Origin of the sequence: Dyella marensis (assembly GCF_900112865.1) — a bacterium.
Lineage (GTDB): Bacteria > Pseudomonadota > Gammaproteobacteria > Xanthomonadales > Rhodanobacteraceae > Dyella_D > Dyella_D marensis_A.
Genome location: NZ_FONH01000017.1, coordinates 81847 through 99137 on the forward strand (window position 1 = coordinate 81847; position 17291 = coordinate 99137).

General features: G+C 65.5%; 14 protein-coding genes, 1 tRNA gene and 1 pseudogene. 10 read left to right on the forward strand and 6 right to left on the reverse strand.

Features of this window, described 5'->3' with window-relative positions; genetic code table 11:
- Positions 1–14 precede the first annotated feature (14 nt).
- Together BM172_RS17690 and BM172_RS17695 are read right to left on the reverse strand one after the other, a co-directional pair.
- Complete coding sequence (locus BM172_RS17690) at positions 15–2291, reverse strand: DUF1631 domain-containing protein (protein ID WP_026633454.1); 2277 nt, start codon at positions 2289–2291, stop codon at positions 15–17.
- A 153-nt stretch (positions 2292–2444) separates the two neighbouring features.
- Positions 2445–2717 carry a Trm112 family protein gene (locus BM172_RS17695; protein WP_026633453.1) on the reverse strand — a complete coding sequence of 91 codons (273 nt, stop codon included), beginning with the start codon at positions 2715–2717 and terminating at the stop codon, positions 2445–2447.
- A gap of 62 nt (positions 2718–2779) precedes the next feature.
- On the opposite strand from BM172_RS17695, the gene purE reads away from it, so the two are divergent.
- Together purE and BM172_RS17705 are read left to right on the forward strand one after the other, a co-directional pair.
- On the forward strand, positions 2780–3283 hold the full coding sequence (gene purE, locus BM172_RS17700) for a 5-(carboxyamino)imidazole ribonucleotide mutase (RefSeq protein WP_026633452.1): 504 nt from the start codon (positions 2780–2782) through the stop codon (positions 3281–3283).
- Complete coding sequence (locus BM172_RS17705; RefSeq protein ID WP_026633451.1) at positions 3280–4434, forward strand: 5-(carboxyamino)imidazole ribonucleotide synthase; 1155 nt, start codon at positions 3280–3282, stop codon at positions 4432–4434. The genes purE and BM172_RS17705 overlap by 4 nt, the downstream gene beginning before the upstream one ends.
- Positions 4435–4517: 83 nt before the next feature.
- Here BM172_RS17705 and sodB read toward each other — a convergent pair whose 3' ends face one another.
- The gene (sodB, locus tag BM172_RS17710; protein WP_026633450.1) at positions 4518–5096 is read right to left on the reverse strand and encodes a superoxide dismutase [Fe]; all 579 of its coding nucleotides are present in this window, start codon (positions 5094–5096) and stop codon (positions 4518–4520) included.
- A gap of 119 nt (positions 5097–5215) precedes the next feature.
- Between sodB and grxD the strand changes: the two genes are divergently transcribed.
- From grxD to BM172_RS17750, 8 genes are all read left to right on the forward strand, one after another.
- A complete protein-coding gene (grxD, locus tag BM172_RS17715) occupies positions 5216–5542 on the forward strand; it encodes a Grx4 family monothiol glutaredoxin (protein ID WP_026633449.1) in 327 nt (108 codons plus the stop codon).
- Positions 5539–6306: an SDR family NAD(P)-dependent oxidoreductase gene (locus tag BM172_RS17720; protein WP_026633448.1), complete on the forward strand. Its 768-nt coding sequence runs from the start codon at positions 5539–5541 to the stop codon at positions 6304–6306. The genes grxD and BM172_RS17720 overlap by 4 nt, the downstream gene beginning before the upstream one ends.
- 47 nt (positions 6307–6353) lie before the next feature.
- Positions 6354–6953 (forward strand): YhgN family NAAT transporter, encoded by a 600-nt coding sequence (locus tag BM172_RS17725; protein ID WP_026633447.1) that lies wholly within the window; start codon positions 6354–6356, stop codon positions 6951–6953.
- A gap of 102 nt (positions 6954–7055) precedes the next feature.
- A complete protein-coding gene (locus tag BM172_RS17730) occupies positions 7056–8768 on the forward strand; it encodes a bifunctional ornithine lipid synthase OlsF (protein WP_026633446.1) in 1713 nt (570 codons plus the stop codon).
- Between the two features lie 482 nt (positions 8769–9250).
- Positions 9251–12553 (forward strand): TonB-dependent receptor, encoded by a 3303-nt coding sequence (locus tag BM172_RS17735; RefSeq protein WP_231504111.1) that lies wholly within the window; start codon positions 9251–9253, stop codon positions 12551–12553.
- Positions 12554–12723: 170 nt separating this feature from the next.
- Positions 12724–14124: a nucleotide 5'-monophosphate nucleosidase PpnN gene (gene ppnN / locus BM172_RS17740; protein WP_026633444.1), complete on the forward strand. Its 1401-nt coding sequence runs from the start codon at positions 12724–12726 to the stop codon at positions 14122–14124.
- 79 nt (positions 14125–14203) lie between these two features.
- Positions 14204–14280 (forward strand) — tRNA-Asn (locus tag BM172_RS17745).
- Between the two features lie 238 nt (positions 14281–14518).
- Entirely contained in the window at positions 14519–15598 is a 1080-nt protein-coding gene (locus BM172_RS17750; RefSeq protein ID WP_231504110.1) for an alpha/beta fold hydrolase, read from the forward strand.
- Positions 15599–16042: 444 nt separating this feature from the next.
- On the opposite strand, the gene BM172_RS17760 is transcribed toward BM172_RS17750, so the two are convergent.
- The 3 genes and pseudogenes from BM172_RS17760 to BM172_RS17770 all read right to left on the reverse strand — a co-directional run.
- Positions 16043–16480 (reverse strand): hypothetical protein, encoded by a 438-nt coding sequence (locus tag BM172_RS17760; protein WP_026633442.1) that lies wholly within the window; start codon positions 16478–16480, stop codon positions 16043–16045.
- A 68-nt stretch (positions 16481–16548) separates the two neighbouring features.
- Positions 16549–16866 (reverse strand): hypothetical protein, encoded by a 318-nt coding sequence (locus BM172_RS17765; protein WP_026633441.1) that lies wholly within the window; start codon positions 16864–16866, stop codon positions 16549–16551.
- Positions 16867–16916: 50 nt separating this feature from the next.
- Positions 16917–17291: pseudogene (locus tag BM172_RS17770) on the reverse strand (IS30 family transposase); the annotation flags it as partial.

The following is a 17291-nucleotide window of genomic DNA, read 5'->3' on the forward strand; positions in this document are numbered from 1 at the left end:
TCGGGCCGATGTTATCAGGGCGCGACGGTGGCCGGTTGGCTCAGGCGGCCGACGATGGCATCCAGCGCGCGATCGAACAGGGCCGACGACTCCAGCACGCGTGCGCGGCCGGCGATGATTTCGCGGGCCAGTTCGTGCGGTGCGTAGTCGGCGACTTTCAGGCCGCGCCGGTTGACGAACAGGTAGCGGCCGCTCATCGGGCTGACCCAGGACAGCTTGGCGCGCTCGATGGTGTCGCCCTCGGTGGCGAACTCCAGCCAGATGCCCGGCTTCAGCTCGTGCACCATGCGCAGTTCCGGCGTGTCTTCTTCCGGCTCGGCCGGGGCCGCGTCGAGGTCCAGCGCCGCTTCGGTCTCGGTGATCGGCTGGATGTTGTCCGGGATCGGCAGCACCGCCGATTCCTCCACCGCCTGCACCTCGGCCACCGGGATCTGCTCGCCGAGCTGATGGCGGTAGTAAGTGTGCAACTGCGCGAGCAGGCGCTCGATGTCGCTTTCCTGGAAAGCGACATTGGCCAGGCCGCGGCGCAGCGAGCGCTCGATGCCTGGCAGCATCTGGCGCAGCATGCGGCGGTCTTCCAGCGAACGCGCGGGGCGCGTGCTGGCGATGAAGTCGTTGACGAAGCGCAGCGAGTCGCGGAACTCCGAGGATTCCTCGCCCTGGCGCAGGATCGTCAGCACCATGTAGTTGGCCCAGGCGCGCGACAGGATGCCGTGGATCAGCGGCGGCAGCGTGTAGTCGCCGATGCGCGTGAGGATTTCCTTGGCGGCGCGGCGGCGCGCCTGTTCCAGCTTCTCGCGGCCGCGGGTGGACTCGGCCACGCGCTGCTCGGCCAGCTCGGAACGGCGGCGGCTCTGGTCCTGGAAATCCTGCAGCTCGAGATTGAGCCGGTCGAAGATGGTGAGGTCGTCGTCGAATTCCTGCAGCAGCGCGTCGACCACCGCCTTCACCTTGTCGTGCAGGCGATGGTCGCGGTCGGATTCGGGCGACCAGCCCTTGGCGACATCGGCCAGGCTGTCCAGCAGGCGGCGGGCCGGATGCTGGCGGTGCGCGAACAGGCGGCGGTCGAGGATCGCCGCCTTGAGATACGGAATCTGCAGGCGTGCCAGCAGCACCTGCATTTCGGCGGGCAGGTTGCGGTCCTCGAGGATGAACTCGAACAGCATGCCGACGAGGTCGATGGTGTCCTCGTCCATGGTCGCGACCTGGCCGGGACGTTCGCCGCGCAGCGAGCCGATCTGGGTGAGCAGCTGCTCCTTGAGGTGCGCGACTTCCTGCATCACCGCCGCGTTGGATGCGGACGCGCCGCCGCGCAGGGGCAGCGGGCTGCCCACGGTGGCGGCCTGGCTCTGCAGCACGCTGAGCGCGCCGATCAGTTCGTTGACGGTGGGAACCTGCAGCGGGCCGCCGACCGGCAGGTTCTCCGGCATGCCGCCGCGGCGGGCGCTGAACAGCGTGCGGAGGGTCTGCAGCAGTTCGCCGGAGGCGGCGTCGTCGGCCAGCGGCACGTCGCCGATCTGCGCGGCGCCCTGGGCTGCCGCGGCCGCGGCGGTGCCGCTCGAGGCGGCGCCACCGCTGCGCTGCACTTCGTGGCGCAGCTGCGGCAGCACGCCGGCGCGCACCAGCTCGGTGTTGATTTCCTGATACAGCTCGTCGAGCGCGGCCAGCACGTAGCGGTCGAACAGCTTGAAGATGATCAGCTTGACGCGCATCTCCGCCGACAGCTCGCGCATCGCCTGGCGGAACGCCTGGGTGAGCGAGGCCGGGGCGACCGGGTTGTTCGCATCCTCGACGCGGATGCCGCCGTAGATCACCGACAGGCGCTGGTTCACCGCGAACAGGTCGCGGGTCAGGCGGGTTTCGTTCTTGCCGATCATGCTGGTGATCGCGAGCGACTCTTCCAGCTCGTTGTCGGCGACCAGGGTCAGCTCGACCGTGCCGATCGGCAGCGGCACGCCGGCGGTGGGGTTGGCGCTGGCGCGCTGCTGGGAGGCGAAGTCGGCGATGCCGCGGGTGACCGCGGCCAGGAACGCCCGTTCCACCGCCGGACGGCGCTTGCGCACTTCGCGCATGCCGTCGAAGTAGTGCATCTGGGCGGCGTTGTTCTCGGCTTTCTCGGCCAGGTCGAACAGGGCGTCGTCGACGTGCTCGAACATGCCGTTGGCCAGCAGCTGCAGGCGCCGCGAGGCGATGTCGCGCACCGTGTTCAGCAGGGCACCGCCGCGCTCGCTGGAAGGGTCCAGGCGCTGACTGAGACTGACAATGTTCGATGGCTCACTGGCGTTGTTCATCGCCACACCCCTGTGTGATGTGCTGCCGTCGTTCCGAGGCGGCTACGCCGACCGCATGACCAGGAACGATACGCGAAAGATCATTGCCATGTCATGCTCAGGTTGGCATCTGGGGACATTCCCGCCGTCCCTCAAGCGGCCGTCCGGCCTACCTCAGGCGGCGGCCGGGAAATCCCGCAGCTGGGCGGTGCCGATGCCCTCTTCGGGCAGCATCACGGGGATGCCCTCGTCGATCCGATAGACGACCTTGCGGTCCACCGTGATCAGGCCTTCGTGCAGGGAGGCCTCGACCCGGGTGCCGGCCACGGTGTCGACCTGGCCCTGGGCGATGGCGGTGTTGATGGCGTCCAGCTCGTTCTTGCCGAGCGGCCTTAGCGGGGTCTTGCTGACTGGACAGCAGAGGATGTCGAGCAGGCGCTTGTCCATGAAGGAGGTCGTGTGATGCTGCGGAAAGGTCCGTACAATAGCCCCTTTTGGATGGCCGGACCATGACTTCGACAGGCAGGGCGCCGCTGGTGGGCGTAGTGATGGGCTCCCGTTCGGACTGGGAAACCATGGAGCATGCGGCCAGCGTGCTGGCCGAACTGGGCGTGCCGCACGAGGTGCGCGTGGTCTCCGCCCACCGCACGCCGGACCTGCTGTTCCAGTACGCCGAACAGGCCCCGGGCCGCGGCATCCAGGTGATCGTGGCCGGTGCAGGCGGCGCCGCCCACCTGCCGGGCATGCTGGCGGCCAAGACCCGCTTGCCGGTCTTCGGCGTGCCGGTGCAGTCCAAGGCCCTGAACGGCATGGATTCCCTGCTTTCGATCGCGCAGATGCCGGCCGGCATCCCGGTCGGTACCCTGGCCATCGGCCGCGCCGGCGCCACCAATGCCGGCCTGCTCGCCGCCGCCGTGCTGGCCCTGCACGACGCCGAACTGGCCGCGGCGCTGGATGCCTTCCGCGCCCGCCAGACCCAGACCGTCCTGGACCATCCGGACCCGCGCCAGTGACCGCACGCCGCCAAGCCGTGCTGGGCATCCTCGGCGGCGGGCAGCTGGCCCGCATGCTGGCGCTCGCCGCGGCGCCGCTCGGGGTGAAGACCCTGGTGGTGGACAGCGCGCCGGATGCCTGCGCGGCCCAGGTCGCCCCGCTGCTGGCGGCGGACTGGACCGACTACGCGGCGCTGGAAAGCTTCGCCCGCCAGGTCGACGTGGTCACCTTCGATTTCGAGAACGTGCCGGCCGAGACCGCGCACTGGCTGGCCGAACGCGTGGCGGTGTTCCCCGCGCCGCGCGCGCTGGCGGTGGCGCAGGACCGGCTGGCCGAGAAGACGCTGTTCCGCGAGTGCGGGTTGGACACGCCGGCTTTCATGGCGGTCGACACGCGCGCCGACCTGGATCGCGCCCTGGCCACCGTCGGTGCGCCGGCGATCCTCAAGACCCGCCGCCTCGGCTATGACGGCAAGGGCCAGTTCCGCCTGCGCACGCTGGCCGACGCGGATGCCGCCTGGGCCGCGCTGGGCGCGCAGGCCGCTGCGCATGGGCTGATCCTGGAAGCCTTCGTGCCGTTCGAGCGCGAGCTTTCGGTGGTCGCGGTGCGCGGGCGCGACGGCGACTTCCGCACCTGGCCGCTGACCCAGAACTGGCACACCGACGGCGTACTGTCGCTGAGCCTGGCGCCGGCACCCGCCGTCGACGGGCTGCAGCAGCGCGCCACCGAACTGGCGCGCACCCTGGCCGAGCGCCTGGCATACGTCGGCGTGTTCGCGCTGGAGCTGTTCGTCAAGGATGGCCAGCTGCTCGGCAACGAGATGGCGCCGCGCGTGCACAACTCCGGGCACTGGACCATCGAAGGCGCGCTCACCAGCCAGTTCGAGAACCACGTGCGCGCCGTGCTCGGCCTGCCGCTGGGCGATACCTCGGCGCGCGGGCTGTCGGCGATGTTCAACTGGATCGGCGAGCTGCCCGATGCCGCGCCGGTGCTGCAGGCGGTCGACGGGCACTGGCACGACTACGGCAAGCAGCCGCGTCCGGGCCGCAAGGTGGGGCATGCGACGGTCTGCGCGGTCGACGCGAAGTCGATGGCCGAGCGCCTGGCCGGCGTGGCCCGTGCGCTGCAGCGCGAGTCGCAGGCGGAGCCCGCCATCCAGGTGCTGGGCTGAGCGGCGCCGCTGTCCGGTAAAGCCGTCCAAAAAAAACGGAGCCGTCGCCGGCTCCGTTTTTTTTATGGATCCCGGGACGGAGATCAGGCCAGGTTCTTGGCCGCGAAGTCCCAGTTCACCAGGTTCCAGAACGCCTCGACGTACTTCGGGCGCGCATTGCGGTAGTCGACGTAGTAGGCGTGTTCCCACACGTCGCAGGTCAGCAGCGGCTTGTCGCTGCCGGTGATCGGCGTGGCGGCATTGGAGGTATTGACGATGCCCAGCGAACCGTCCGGACGCTGCACCAGCCAGGTCCAGCCGGAACCGAAGTTGCCGACCGCCGACTTGGAGAACTCCTCCTTGAACTTCTCGAACGAGCCGAACGCCTTGTTGATGGCGTCGGCCAGCTTGCCGCTGGGCTCGCTGCCGCCCTTGGGGCTGAGGCTGTTCCAGTAGAAGGTGTGGTTCCACACCTGGGCGGCATTGTTGAACACGCCGCCGGACGACTTCTTGATGATGTCCTCCAGCGAGGCGTTCTCGAACTCCGTGCCCTTGATCAGGTTGTTGAGATTGGTCACGTAGGCCTGGTGGTGCTTGCCGTAGTGATACTCCAGCGTCTCGGCGGAGATATGCGGCTCGAGCGCATTCTTTTCGTAGGGCAGGGGGGGGAGTTCGAACGCCATGGTGGAGGCTCCTGGGCGGTTGGCTAAGGAAAGTCGCGGCGGGCGCCGCGGGACGGCGGGCCGGTGCGCGACTGATACACTACCGATCTTGCCGCATTGTAATGATGAATCCCCGAGCTATGGACGTTAACGAGCGAATCAAGGCCGTGCTCGCCGAGCACCCCATCGTGCTCTTCATGAAGGGCACGCCGCAGTTCCCGATGTGCGGCTTTTCCAGCCGCGCCGCGCAGGCGCTGAAGGAGGCCGGCGCGGAGGTCCACGCCGTCAACGTGCTGGCCGATCCGGAAGTGCGCGCCGCGCTGCCGCACTACGCGAACTGGCCGACCTTCCCGCAGCTGTTCATCCAGGGCGAGCTGATCGGCGGCTGCGACATCGTCGAGGACCTCAAGGCCTCCGGCGAACTGGCACGCATGGTGCTCGACGTCAGCGGGGCGTCGCAGGCATGACGCTGCAGAGTCATCGTCTTCCCGCGAACTGGATCCTGCAGCCCGGCGCACTGGCGGATCGCGTCGTGCTGGTCACCGGCGCCTACGGCGGCCTCGGCGCCGCGGTGGCGCGCGCCGCCGCGCGCGCTGGCGCCACGGTGGTGATCACCGGCCGGCGCCGGCGCCAGCTGGAGCAGTTGTACGACGCCATGCTGGCCGAACAGTTGCCGGAGCCGGTGATCCATCCGCTGGACCTGGAAGCCGCCACGCCGAACGACTACCAGGCCGTGGCCGATGGACTGGAGCGCGACTTCGGCCGCCTCGACGGCATCGTCCACGCCGCCGCCAGCTTCGACGGGCTCACCCCGATCGCCATGCACAAGCCGGACGAATGGCTGCGCGCGTTGCACGTCAATGTGTCCGCGCCGTTCGCGCTCACCCAGGCCTGCATGCCGCTGCTCACTGCCGCGCCGGACAGCGCCGTGGTATTCCTGCTGGACGATCCCGCGCTGGTGCGCAAGGCGCACTGGGGCGCCTACGGCGTGGCGAAGGCGGCGACCGAGCGCTTCGTCGAGATCCTGCACCAGGAAACGGAAAACACGCCGCTGCGCACGCAGGCGCTGCTGCCCGCGCCGATGCGCACGGCGCTGCGCCGCCAGGCCTACTTCGGCGAGGACACCAGCCAGCTGCCGCTGCCGGACACCGCGGCGGAAGCGGCCGTGTACCTGCTCAGCGCACAGGGCGCGGCGGCGCGCGGCGGCATGCTCGACCTGCGCCATGACTGAGCGGCGCGCGCGTCCTCGCGGCGCAGGGGGCTGAGATGGAAACGCAGATGACCACCCTGTCGGCGGCGATCCTGCTGTTCCTGATCATGGATCCGCTGGGCAACATCCCGATCTTCCTCAGCCTGCTCAAGGACGTGGCGCCCAAGCGCCGGCGCCGCGTGATGGTGCGCGAGCTGCTGATCGCGCTCGGCGTGCTGCTGGGTTTCCTGGTCGGCGGCCAGCACCTGCTCAGGCTGCTGCAGCTGCGGCAGGAGTCGATCAGCATCGCCGGCGGCATCGTGCTGTTCCTGATCGGTATCCGCATGGTGTTCCCGCCGGCGGACGGCGGCGGCATCTTCGGCAAGTCCGGCGAGGGCGAGCCCTTCATCGTGCCGATGGCGATTCCCGGCGTGGCCGGTCCCTCGGCGATGGCGGCGCTGCTGCTGCTCACCAATACGCAACCGGGGCGCACCGCCGACTGGGCGATCGCGCTGCTCGGCGCCTGGCTGGCGACGGCAGTGATCCTGCTGTGCTCGACCTATCTGTTCCGCTGGCTCGGCGAAAGCGTGCTGACCGCGCTGGAGCGGGTGATGGGCATGCTGCTGATCGCGCTGTCGGTGCAGATGTTCCTGGGCGGACTGGCAGCGTATTTGCATCTTGCCGTTTGAAACGATCAGGGTTTGCCCGGGACCAATGGGCCTTGCCCTTCCGGGATCACCTTGCTGTCATAATCCGCGGCCAGCATGGGCGAAGTCGTTAAGGAGACGATCATGCTAAGCGTCGAACAGACCCTCACTGAACGTCTGCCATGGCTGGCACAGCACCCTGGTCTGCTGCGTTCGGCCGCGGGCTTGCTGGGCCGCCTTGCCGATGCGGATGGTTTCAATCGCGTGCTCACCGCCATCGGCGAGGCCGAAGGCTTCGACTTCGTCGAGAAGGCGCTCGAGGTGCTGGGCGCGAACTACTACGTCAATCCGCGCGAGCGCGAGAACATCCCGGTCGAGGGCGGCGTGCTGGTGGTGGCCAACCATCCGCTGGGCATGGTCGATGCGATCACGCTGCTGCACCTGGTCGGTTCCGTGCGCAGCGACGTGAAGATCCTGGGCAACGACTGGCTCGCTTCGATTCCGCAGCTCAATCGCCTGATGCTGCACGTCGACGTGTTCGGCAAGGGCGCCGCCTCGCGCATGCGCGAGATTTTCCGCGCGATGGATCGCGGCGAGGCGCTGATCGTGTTCCCCGCCGGCGAAGTGTCGCGCATTCGCCCCGATGGCGTGCGCGACGGACGCTGGTCCGACGGCTTCGCGCGCCTGGCTTTCCGCAGCAAGACGCCGGTGCTGCCGATCCACGTGGCGGCGCGCAATTCCACCATGTTCTACGGCCTTTCCATGCTGGCCAAGCCGCTCAGCACCGCGATGCTGCCGCGCGAGGCGGTGGCACCGATCAAGCGCCGCATCGGCTTCAGCGTCGGCCCGCTGGTCGGCGCCGACGAGCTGGAACAGCGCAGCGGCGGTTCCACCCAGCGCGCGGCGAAGCTGATGCGCCGGCACGTGTACCGCGTCGGCCGCCATCGCGGCCTGATCTTCGGCGGGCAGTCGCCGATCGCGCATCCGGAACCCACCGAACGCGTGGTGGCCGACCTGGCCGCGCGCGCCGAGAAGCTGGCCGACCTCAACGACGGCAAGCAGGTGCTGCTGCTCAAGGGCGCCACCGACAGCGCGGCGCTGCGCGAGATCGGCCGCCTGCGCGAGCTGACCTTCCGCAAGGTCGGCGAGGGCACCGGCGCGCGGCGCGACCTCGATATCTACGATCCGCACTACGAGCACCTGGTGCTGTGGGATCCGAAGGCGCTGCGCATCGTCGGCTCCTACCGCTTTGGCCACGGCGGCAAGATCATCGGCGAGCGCGGCATGACCGGGCTGTACACCTCCAGCCTGTTCAGTTATTCGCCGGCGCTGGAATCGCGTCTGTCGCAGGGCCTCGAACTCGGCCGCAGCTTCATCGCGCCGGCGTACTGGCGTTCGCGCGCGCTGGACCAGCTGTGGCAGGGCATCGGCCTGTACCTGCAGCGCCATCCGGATCTGCGCTACCTGTTCGGTCCGGTGAGCATGTCGGTGAGCCTGCCGCGCGAGGCGCGCGAATGGATCGCCGCCGCGCACAAGCACTACTTCGGCGTGACCGGCCTGGCCGCCGCTCGCCAGCCCTTCGTGATTTCGCCGGCAGTGATCGACCTGGTGCGCGACGCGCTCGAAGGCCTGGATCCGGCCGCGGGCCTGGGCAAGCTCAAGCATCACCTCGATGCGCTCGGCGTGAGCCTGCCGGTGCTGTATCGCCAGTACGTGGACCTGGTCGAGCCGGAAGGCGTGCAGTTCCTCGATTTCGGCGAAGACCCGAGCTTCTCCGGCTGCGTCGACGGCCTGGTGATGCTCGACCTGGCCACGCTGAAACCCGCGAAGCGTGCGCGGTATCTCGGGAAATCCTAAATTTCCTATCCCGTGGTGAGGGTCGGGCTGTTAGCCTGACTTAAGCTTTCGTTGGTTCCGTCATGTGCCTCGGCTGGCCGGAAGCAAGGGGAAGAAAGCCGGTGGTTGCTATACCTTTATTGTCAAGTGACTGTTTTCACGTCACTTGTGCCGCACTCCACTGCAGTGGTATGGGGCGGGGCGGAGATAAAAAGGACGTGAATCCGTTACATAAGTGTCATAGAATGCCGTTAAAGTCCGTTTAACACTTTGTTGGCAGGCGGGGCGGTCTCGCCACAAGAAAGCAAAGCAGCAAGCAAAGCTTCGGACAGCTACAAAACATTCCGGGGAAACCAATCTGCGCGAAACAACTGCCTGGCTGGAGCCGGGCATCGGCATTTTTGGTTTCCGCTCGTCAGATTTTTTTATGTTGCGCGCCCAAGGGGTCAATCACAGTGAATAGCCGAATTCGTGCCAAGGTCCTGCCGTTTGCGATCGCGTCGATGCTCGCCATGTCGGTGCCGGCGATCGCCCAGGACACGTCCTCCTCCATCAGCGGTCGCGTGCTCGATGGCAATGGCCAGCCGGTTGCCGGCGCCACCGTGCAGATCGTGCACGAGCCGTCGGGCACCACCAAGACCGTCACCACCGACGCCAACGGCCGCTACGCCTCCGCGGGTCTGCGCGTGGGCGGTCCGTTCGACGTCAAGGTGACCAAGGACGGGCAGACCACCGAGCAGGACAACGTCTTCCTGCAGCTGTCGCAGGACACCGCGGTGAACCTGACCGTCGGCGCCGCCATCGCCGCCAAGAACCTGGAGGGCGTGACCGTTTCCGCCACGGCCGGTTCGCAGCTCTTCACCTCCGAGAACAAGGGCCTGTCGACCAACGTGTCGCAGCGCCAGCTCAAGATGACCCCGGCGCCGAGCGGCAACATCGCCGACATCGCCCGCCTCGATCCGCGCGTGAACGTGGACCACGTCACCGGCGCGATCTCGGCCAACGGCCAGAACGCCCGCCTCAACAGCATCAAGGTCGACGGCCTGGGCGTGGGCGACCCCTTTGGCCTGAACGGCAGTGGCCTGCCGACCGTCGGCTCGCCGATCGCGATGGACACCATCGAGGAATACTCGATCTCCACCGCCAACTATGACGTGACCTCCGACTCCGTCGGCGCCGAGATCAATGCCGTCACCAAGAGCGGCACCAACGATTTCCACGGCTCGGTGTACTACACCTACAAGAACACCGACGACATGGTCGGCAAGGCCGGCTGGCTGCAGAAGAACCGCGACTACACCGAGTTCGACACCAACTGGAAGGCGGGTGTCACCTTCGGCGGTCCGATCATCAAGGACAAGCTGTTCTTCTTCGCCAGCTACGAAAAGGAAAAGGTCACCGGCCTGAGCTCGGGCGCCGCCAATGGCCTCGACAGCACGCTGACCGGCGGCTCCACCAGCAACAAGATCTCGCCCAGCGACCTGACGCGCATCACCAATGCCGCGACCCGTCTCGGCCTGGTGCCGGGCAGCCTCGGCGCCGACGCCGGCACCCTGGACGACAAGCGCTACCTGGCCAAGCTCGACTGGAACATCACGGACCACCACCGTGCCAGCTTCGCCTACCAGCGCACCAAGGAATTCAAGCCGAACCCGCAGGGCAACAGCACCAATTCGATTGGCCTGAGCAGCTACTGGTACAACGTCGCCACCGACAACAAGAACTACACGCTGCAGTTCTTCGATGACTGGAGCGACATCTTCTCGTCCGAGACCAAGGTCTCCTACAGCGACTTCTACCTGCACCGCACGGTGTCCACGCAGCAGCCGCAGATCACGGTGCGTGCGAGCAACGTCACCAGCACCTCCGCGCCGACGGTGAACCTGGGCGAAGACCAGTTCAGCCACTACAACGCGGCCAAGGTGAAGGACCTGAGCGCGTTCTGGGCCGGCACGCTGTACCTGGGCGACCACACCGTAAAGGGCGGCCTCGACTACAGCCGCAACCGCATCTACAACCTGTTCGGCCGCACCGAGTTCGGCGCCTACACCTTCAACAGCATCCCGGCCATCGAGCAGGGCCTGTACTCCAGCTACAGCCTGTACCAGCCGGCGCCGGGCTACGACATCAACGGCATCGCCGCGAAGTGGGAGCTGCGCGAGCGCGACGTGTTCCTGCAGGACACCTGGCAGGTCAACAACAACCTGTCGGTGCAGTACGGCTTCCGCGTCAATCACTACATGACCGACGACAAGCCGCTGTACAACGCCACGTTCCAGCAGCGCTTCGGCTTCAGCAATGCCGGCACCATCAATGGCAGCACCCTGGTGCAGCCGCGCTTCTCGTTCAACTACACCTTCGACACCGAGCTGAAGACCCAGCTGCGTGGCGGCGTGGGCCTGTTCCAGTCCAGCCCGCCGACCGTGTGGATGACGAACCCGTACCAGAACAACGGTATCAACATCGTCACCTACCAGTACGACCGCCAGACCTCGGGCCTGTGCCGCTTCGGCAACAACAACAACGTGCCGTGCCCGCCGTTCAGCTCCAACCCGCTGCAGCAGAACACCTCGGGCGCCGGCGTCACCCCGCAGATGGCGGTGGACTCGATCGATCCGAACTTCCAGCTGCCGAGCGTGTGGAAGGCTTCGCTGGCCATCGACCGCGAGCTGCCGTGGTGGGGCGTGATCGCCACCGCGGAATACCAGCGCCTGGAGACGCGTAACGGCATTCTGTACAAGAACCTCAACATCGGCGCTCCGTCGGGCGTGCTGCCGGATGGCCGCTTCACGTACTACGGCTGCATCGGCGGTGCGCAGTCGCTGAACGGAGCCACCGGCGCCAACTGCAACACCAACCCGAACGGCACCGTGACCGGCGGCGCCATCGTCAACAACTCGCGCATCCGTTCGGATGCCCGTTTCGCCCAGGGCGTGACCTACCTGACCAACACCAGCAAGGGCAAGGCCGAGTCGCTGACCCTGTCGCTGAGCAAGCCGTTCTCCGACAGCTGGGCCGCCAGCCTGAGCGTCACCGGCTCGCACGCCACCGAAGTGAACCCGGGCACCTCCAGCCAGGCCACCTCGAACTTCAGCAACAGCGCCTGGACCAACCCGAACGAAGACGTCGCCTCGACCTCGAACACCAACGTGCCGCTGCGCGTGAATGCTTCGGTGGCCTGGTCGCACAACTTCTTCGGCAACTATGCCACCACCGTCAGCCTGTTCTACGACGGCCACAAGGGCGTGCCGTACAGCTGGGTGTTCGGCAACGATGCCAACGGCGACTCCTACTCGCGCAGCGACCTGGTCTTCATCCCGAACCCGGGCCAGGTGATCATCTCCGCCGCGACGCCGGCCCAGGCCGCGAAGCTGGAGCAGCAGTTCTACGCGTTCATCAAGAGCGACGACTACCTGAGCGACCACCAGGGCAAGGTGGCCGGCCGCAACGCCGCCAAGTCGGCCTGGGTCAACCAGCTCGACCTGAGCTTCAGCCAGGAAGTGCCGGGCATCTTCAAGGGCAACAAGGGCGAGATCCGCCTGGACATCTACAACGTCCTGAACCTGATGAACGACAAGTGGGGTCAGCAGAACTACGTCGGCTTCCCCTACACCCGCACGCTGGCGAACTTCGCGGGCGTCGACAAGGCCACCGGCAAGTACATCTACACCCTGCCGACCGACCCGAACGGCAACTACCAGCCGGGCCAGAAGACGATCTACGACAGCTCCACCGACAACAGCGCGACCAAGGTCAACCCGGCCTCGCGTTGGTCCGCCATGCTCAGCCTGCGCTACACGTTCTAAGCCAGGGCTGGACTTTGCGATTAGGAACCGGCGCCCCTCGGGGCGCCGGTTTTTTTTATGGGAGAGGTTGACCGCCCCGGTTCCCCGGAGCCAAGCTAGCCGGCCGTCCCAGCTTGGGACGGCCCGCTCCGGCGGTGTGTAGCCGCGATCGCGCGGCCGAAGGAGATTCGATGAACGATGTTCAGACCGGCAAGTCCGGCAAGCAGGCCACCGTCAGCGCGCGCATCTCGCCCGCCGGCGGCCTGGATATCCTGTCCCGCAACGAGGTGGCGCGCCTGCGCGACGCCAGCGGTTCGGGCATGCACGCACTGCTGCGCCGCTGCGCGCTGGCCGTGCTGACCTCGGGCAACGTCAGCGACGATCCGCGCTCGATGTTCGAGCAGTACCCCGATTTCGACATCCAGGTGCTGCAGCAGGACCGCGGCATCAAGATCGAGCTGCAGCACGCACCGGCCCAGGCCTTCGTCGACGGACAGATCATCCGCGGCATCAACGAGCTGCTGGTGGCGGTGGTGCGCGACATCGTCTACGTGTCGACGCAGCTGGAACAGGGCGGTTTCGACCTCGACGACACCGTGGGCATCACCCACGCGGTGTTCGAGATCCTGCGCAACGCGCGCATCCTCAAGCCGCAGATCGACCCGAACCTGGTGGTGTGCTGGGGCGGCCATTCGATCTCGCGCGACGAGTACGAATACACCAAGCAGGTCGGCTACCAGCTCGGCCTGCGCGGCCTGGACATCTGCACCGGCTGCGGCCCGGGCGCGATGAAGGGCCCGATGAAGGGCGCCACCATCGCCCACGCCAAGCAGCGCCGTCGCGCCAACCGCTATATCGGCGTGACCGAGCCGGGCATCATCGCCGCCGAGTCGCCGAATCCGATCGTCAACAACCTGGTGATCATGCCGGACATCGAGAAGCGCCTGGAGGCCTTCGTCCGCATCGGCCACGGCATCATCGTGTTCCCGGGCGGCGTGGGCACGGCAGAGGAAATCCTCTACCTGCTGGGCATCCTGCTGCATCCGGACAACGCGGGCATCCCGTTCCCGCTGGTGTTCACCGGCCCGCGCCAGTCCGCCGCCTATTTCGAGCAGATCGACAAGTTCCTCCGCCTCACGCTGGGCGACAGCGTGGCGCAGCACTACCAGATCATCGTCGACAATCCGGCGGCCGTGGCGCACGCCATGGTTCGCGGCATCGACAAGGTGCGCAATCACCGCCTGGACAACAAGGACGCGTTCTTCTTCAACTGGGCGCTGAGCATCCCGTATCCGTTCCAGCTGCCGTTCCGTCCCACCCACGAGGCCATGCGCGGCCTGGCGATCCAGCGCGAGCGCCCGCGCCACGAGCTGGCGGCGGACTTGCGCCGCGCCTTCTCGGGCATCGTGGCCGGCAACGTGAAGGAAGAAGGCGTGCGCGCGATCGAGCAGTACGGCCCGTTCGACATCGACGGCGAGCCCGACATCATGCGCGCGCTGGACGAACTGCTGCAGGCCTTCGTCGTGCAGCACCGCATGAAGCTGCCGGGCGGTGCAGCCTATGTGCCGTGCTATCGCGTGCGCACGAGCTGAGCTCCGCGTTCGCTCGCCCTGCCCGGGCCGTCAGGCTTGACAGCCCGGGCAGCGGACTTCAAACTACGCGACTCACCCCGCCCGATTAGCTCAGCCGGTTAGAGCACTTGACTGTTAATCAGGGGGTCGTTGGTTCGAGTCCAACATCGGGCGCCAAAATTCAAGGGCTTACCTTCGGGTAGGCCCTTTTTATTTTTCTACGGAATTTTCAACGATGGTTGCGCGTCCACTTCGCGACGCCATGCCGTTGCTGAGCTGCGCTTGGGATAGACCGCTTGATTTCGGACGCTGCCTGCTCGGCAGGTTCCCTCCGCTCGGCAACGGCCGACAAGCTATATTCCCAACCAGTTGGCACGTAAGTGAGCCATTACAGGGGAAGTAGACGATGACAAGGTTGAGCGCGCTGGCCCTGGGGCTGGCGGTGTTGGCGTGGGTGGCGCAGGCGAATGGCGCCGATGCATCGGGCAAGAGCATGCAATCGAAGGTGAGCGTTTCACCTTCATGCAAGGGCAGGCCGGCCAAGGTCGACGACGAAGGCTTCGTCGTCATCGGCGGCATCGAGCAGTGGGTGACGGCGAAGGGAGACAGTTGCGCCAATCCCATCCTTCTCTTCATCAGTGGCGGTCCCGGCAATCCACTTAGCGGTATTTCCGACAGTGTCTATGGCGAGGGACAGCGCGACTTCATCATCGTCCAGTGGGATCAGCGCGGTTCTGGCATGACTTATGGGCGGAGTCCCCCGGCGCCAGATGAAAAGCTCACCATCGAGCGGATGGCCCAGGACGGCAACGAGCTGGCCGGGTACCTCGCCAAGCGTTACGGAAAGCGGAAGGTCATTTTGTGGGGTAGCTCGTGGGGTTCGATCCTCGCCGTGCACATGGCCAAGGCGCATCCGGAGCTGTTCTACGCCTACGTAGGTACGTCCCAGGTCGTCAATTCCGTGGAAACCCAAAGCGAGAGCTACAAGAAGCTCCTCGCACTCGCGACCAGTACGGATGACAAGGATGCACTGGCCGTGCTCGAACAGGTCGGGTCGCCCCCCTGGACCGACCCGCGCAGCTTTGGAAAGGTGCGCCGGATCATTCGTAAGTACGAAGCGAAGGTCACGCTGCCGCCACCCGACACCTGGCATCGAGCGCCTGCCTACACCACCCCTAAAGCAGAAGCAGACTACGAGGCAGGCGAGGACTATTCCTTCCTGAACTTCGTCGGGATGCATGGCGACGGCATGCTGTCGCAGGTCGATCTGCCCAAGTTGGGCACGGACTTCGTTATCCCGGTGTTCTTCATCGAAGGCGCGCATGACTTGCTTGCGCCACCGGAGATGGCTCGCCGGTATTACGAAGCGATCAGCGCACCGCAGAAAGATTGGGTGTTGCTGGAACATTCCGGGCACGATCCGAATCAGGAAGTCGTGGATGCCGAGTACAAAGTGCTCCGCGAGAGAGTGCTTCCGCTGACTCGCGATAGATAGCGCAGGCGGCCTCATAGTCCGGTGGACGCTTGCGCATCCGTTTGCGTCTTACACGGTGTTGAAAATTGCGTCGGGAAGCGCGGGCTAAGCGGGAAAAAAGTTGGCGGTTCGTTGAAAAATGATCGACCTAACCCATTGAAGTGATTGCACAACCGCACTGACTGTTAATCAGGGGGTCGTTGGTTCGAGTCCAACATCGGGCGCCAAAATTCAAGGGCTTACCTTCGGGTAGGCCCTTTTTATTTTCAACACGTTTCAACCACCGCCGAGCATGTAGGCCGTGAAGCGTGCCACTACTGAGCTGCGCTGGGGAAAACGACTTGATCGTGAAAGCCGCGGCGACGCGCGGCGCATTTATCGCCAGCAAAAAAAGAGCCGCCTAAATGAGGCGGCTCTAGGTCATCGTAGGTGCTGGATGAATGTCTGCCATGGGCGGAAGCAGGCCTAAGCAGTTCCATCGAGAATCTGCGCGCATATCGAGTGCCAAACCACAGCATCGAGCGCCATCGCGCGCTGCCAATCAATCCTGCCGGTCAACGAAGGGTGGGGCGCAAACCCATAGAACTGAGCTGGTCCACGAGTCACCCCGCGCTCTACTAGCAGTGCAACGCCGTTTGTCAGCAGATTGTCCTGTTGCCAGTTGGGGGTGTTCATGTATGTTGAAAACTCATTGAAAGTGGCGGCCACTTGGCCCACCCCGCCCTCCAAGACATCTAGGCGATGAACGCTTCCATCTGCGCGATGGAAGAAAAGGTCGCCAAACACGGACGCACCAATGAGCGCGACTCTGCCTTGCACGGTACTCGGCCACTGCTCGAACAACGCTGCCTCATTCAAGGCGGAAGCATCAATAAAGATGTCCGCCCACGTTAGCTTCGTCATCCGGCCCTCCTTGTCTGGTCAATTGTCGCAGGGGTCGCAAGGTCGGCCTTGGGTCGTAAGCGGACACTTTAGTCTTGGCCTGAACTTAGATCATCAACCGTGAAAACCTCCGAAAACCAGTAGGTAGAAGGGGCTGTGAACCAGTCCCGGTTGGCGTCCGTCTTGAACTGGGCAAGTTGCTGCATTGGTATCCGGTAGCGCGAAAACAGCGCCAAAAGGTCCCGCAGGTCGGCGTCAGATATCTCTTTTGACCGCAAAACCAGCGTATCGCCGTCCCAGCGATCGAAGCACGGAATTTCCTCCGCCCAGGTGAACAAGTGCTTCTCGTCGAGGTAGGAGCCGAACCTGGCACCCGCGCAACTCAAGCGCACCATCGTGATCTCCATATTTCGAATGCTCGGGCTTTCGAACCCAAGGTCCGCTCGGGGTTGCGATTTCAGTCAGTCAACGCAACACATTGTTGGAATCGTTCGGCCGGTGTTTCGAAGTTCAACGTCTGTCGAGGACGCTCGTTCAAGCGCCGGGCCACAGCATCGAGTTTAGCCTGCGAGTAGCCCGACAGGTGCCCTTCGGAAAATACTGGCGTAGCAGCCCGTTGGTGTTCTCGTTGGACCCCCGCTGCCACGGATGCTGCGGGTCGCAGAAGTAGACCTGGATGTCCGTGGCCAGCGTGAAGCGCTGGTGGTCAGCCATTTCCTTGCCACGATCCCAGGTCAGCGATTTGTAGAGCTCTCTAGGCAGCTTGTGAGCGTGCTTGATCAATGCGTCGATGACGGTTTGCGTGTCTTTGCCCGTGACCTTCACCAACATG

Coding starts and splice junctions, on each gene's coding strand:
- BM172_RS17690 (WP_026633454.1), bottom strand. CDS start 2,291: ATGAACAACGCCAGTGAGCCATCGAACATTGTCAGTCTCAGTCAGCGC.
- BM172_RS17695 (WP_026633453.1), bottom strand. CDS start 2,717: ATGGACAAGCGCCTGCTCGACATCCTCTGCTGTCCAGTCAGCAAGACC.
- purE (WP_026633452.1), top strand. CDS start 2,780: ATGACTTCGACAGGCAGGGCGCCGCTGGTGGGCGTAGTGATGGGCTCC.
- sodB (WP_026633450.1), bottom strand. CDS start 5,096: ATGGCGTTCGAACTCCCCCCCCTGCCCTACGAAAAGAATGCGCTCGAG.
- grxD (WP_026633449.1), top strand. CDS start 5,216: ATGGACGTTAACGAGCGAATCAAGGCCGTGCTCGCCGAGCACCCCATC.
- BM172_RS17720 (WP_026633448.1), top strand. CDS start 5,539: ATGACGCTGCAGAGTCATCGTCTTCCCGCGAACTGGATCCTGCAGCCC.
- BM172_RS17725 (WP_026633447.1), top strand. CDS start 6,354: ATGACCACCCTGTCGGCGGCGATCCTGCTGTTCCTGATCATGGATCCG.
- BM172_RS17730 (WP_026633446.1), top strand. CDS start 7,056: ATGCTAAGCGTCGAACAGACCCTCACTGAACGTCTGCCATGGCTGGCA.
- BM172_RS17735 (WP_231504111.1), top strand. CDS start 9,251: ATGCTCGCCATGTCGGTGCCGGCGATCGCCCAGGACACGTCCTCCTCC.
- ppnN (WP_026633444.1), top strand. CDS start 12,724: ATGAACGATGTTCAGACCGGCAAGTCCGGCAAGCAGGCCACCGTCAGC.
- BM172_RS17760 (WP_026633442.1), bottom strand. CDS start 16,480: ATGACGAAGCTAACGTGGGCGGACATCTTTATTGATGCTTCCGCCTTG.
- BM172_RS17765 (WP_026633441.1), bottom strand. CDS start 16,866: ATGGAGATCACGATGGTGCGCTTGAGTTGCGCGGGTGCCAGGTTCGGC.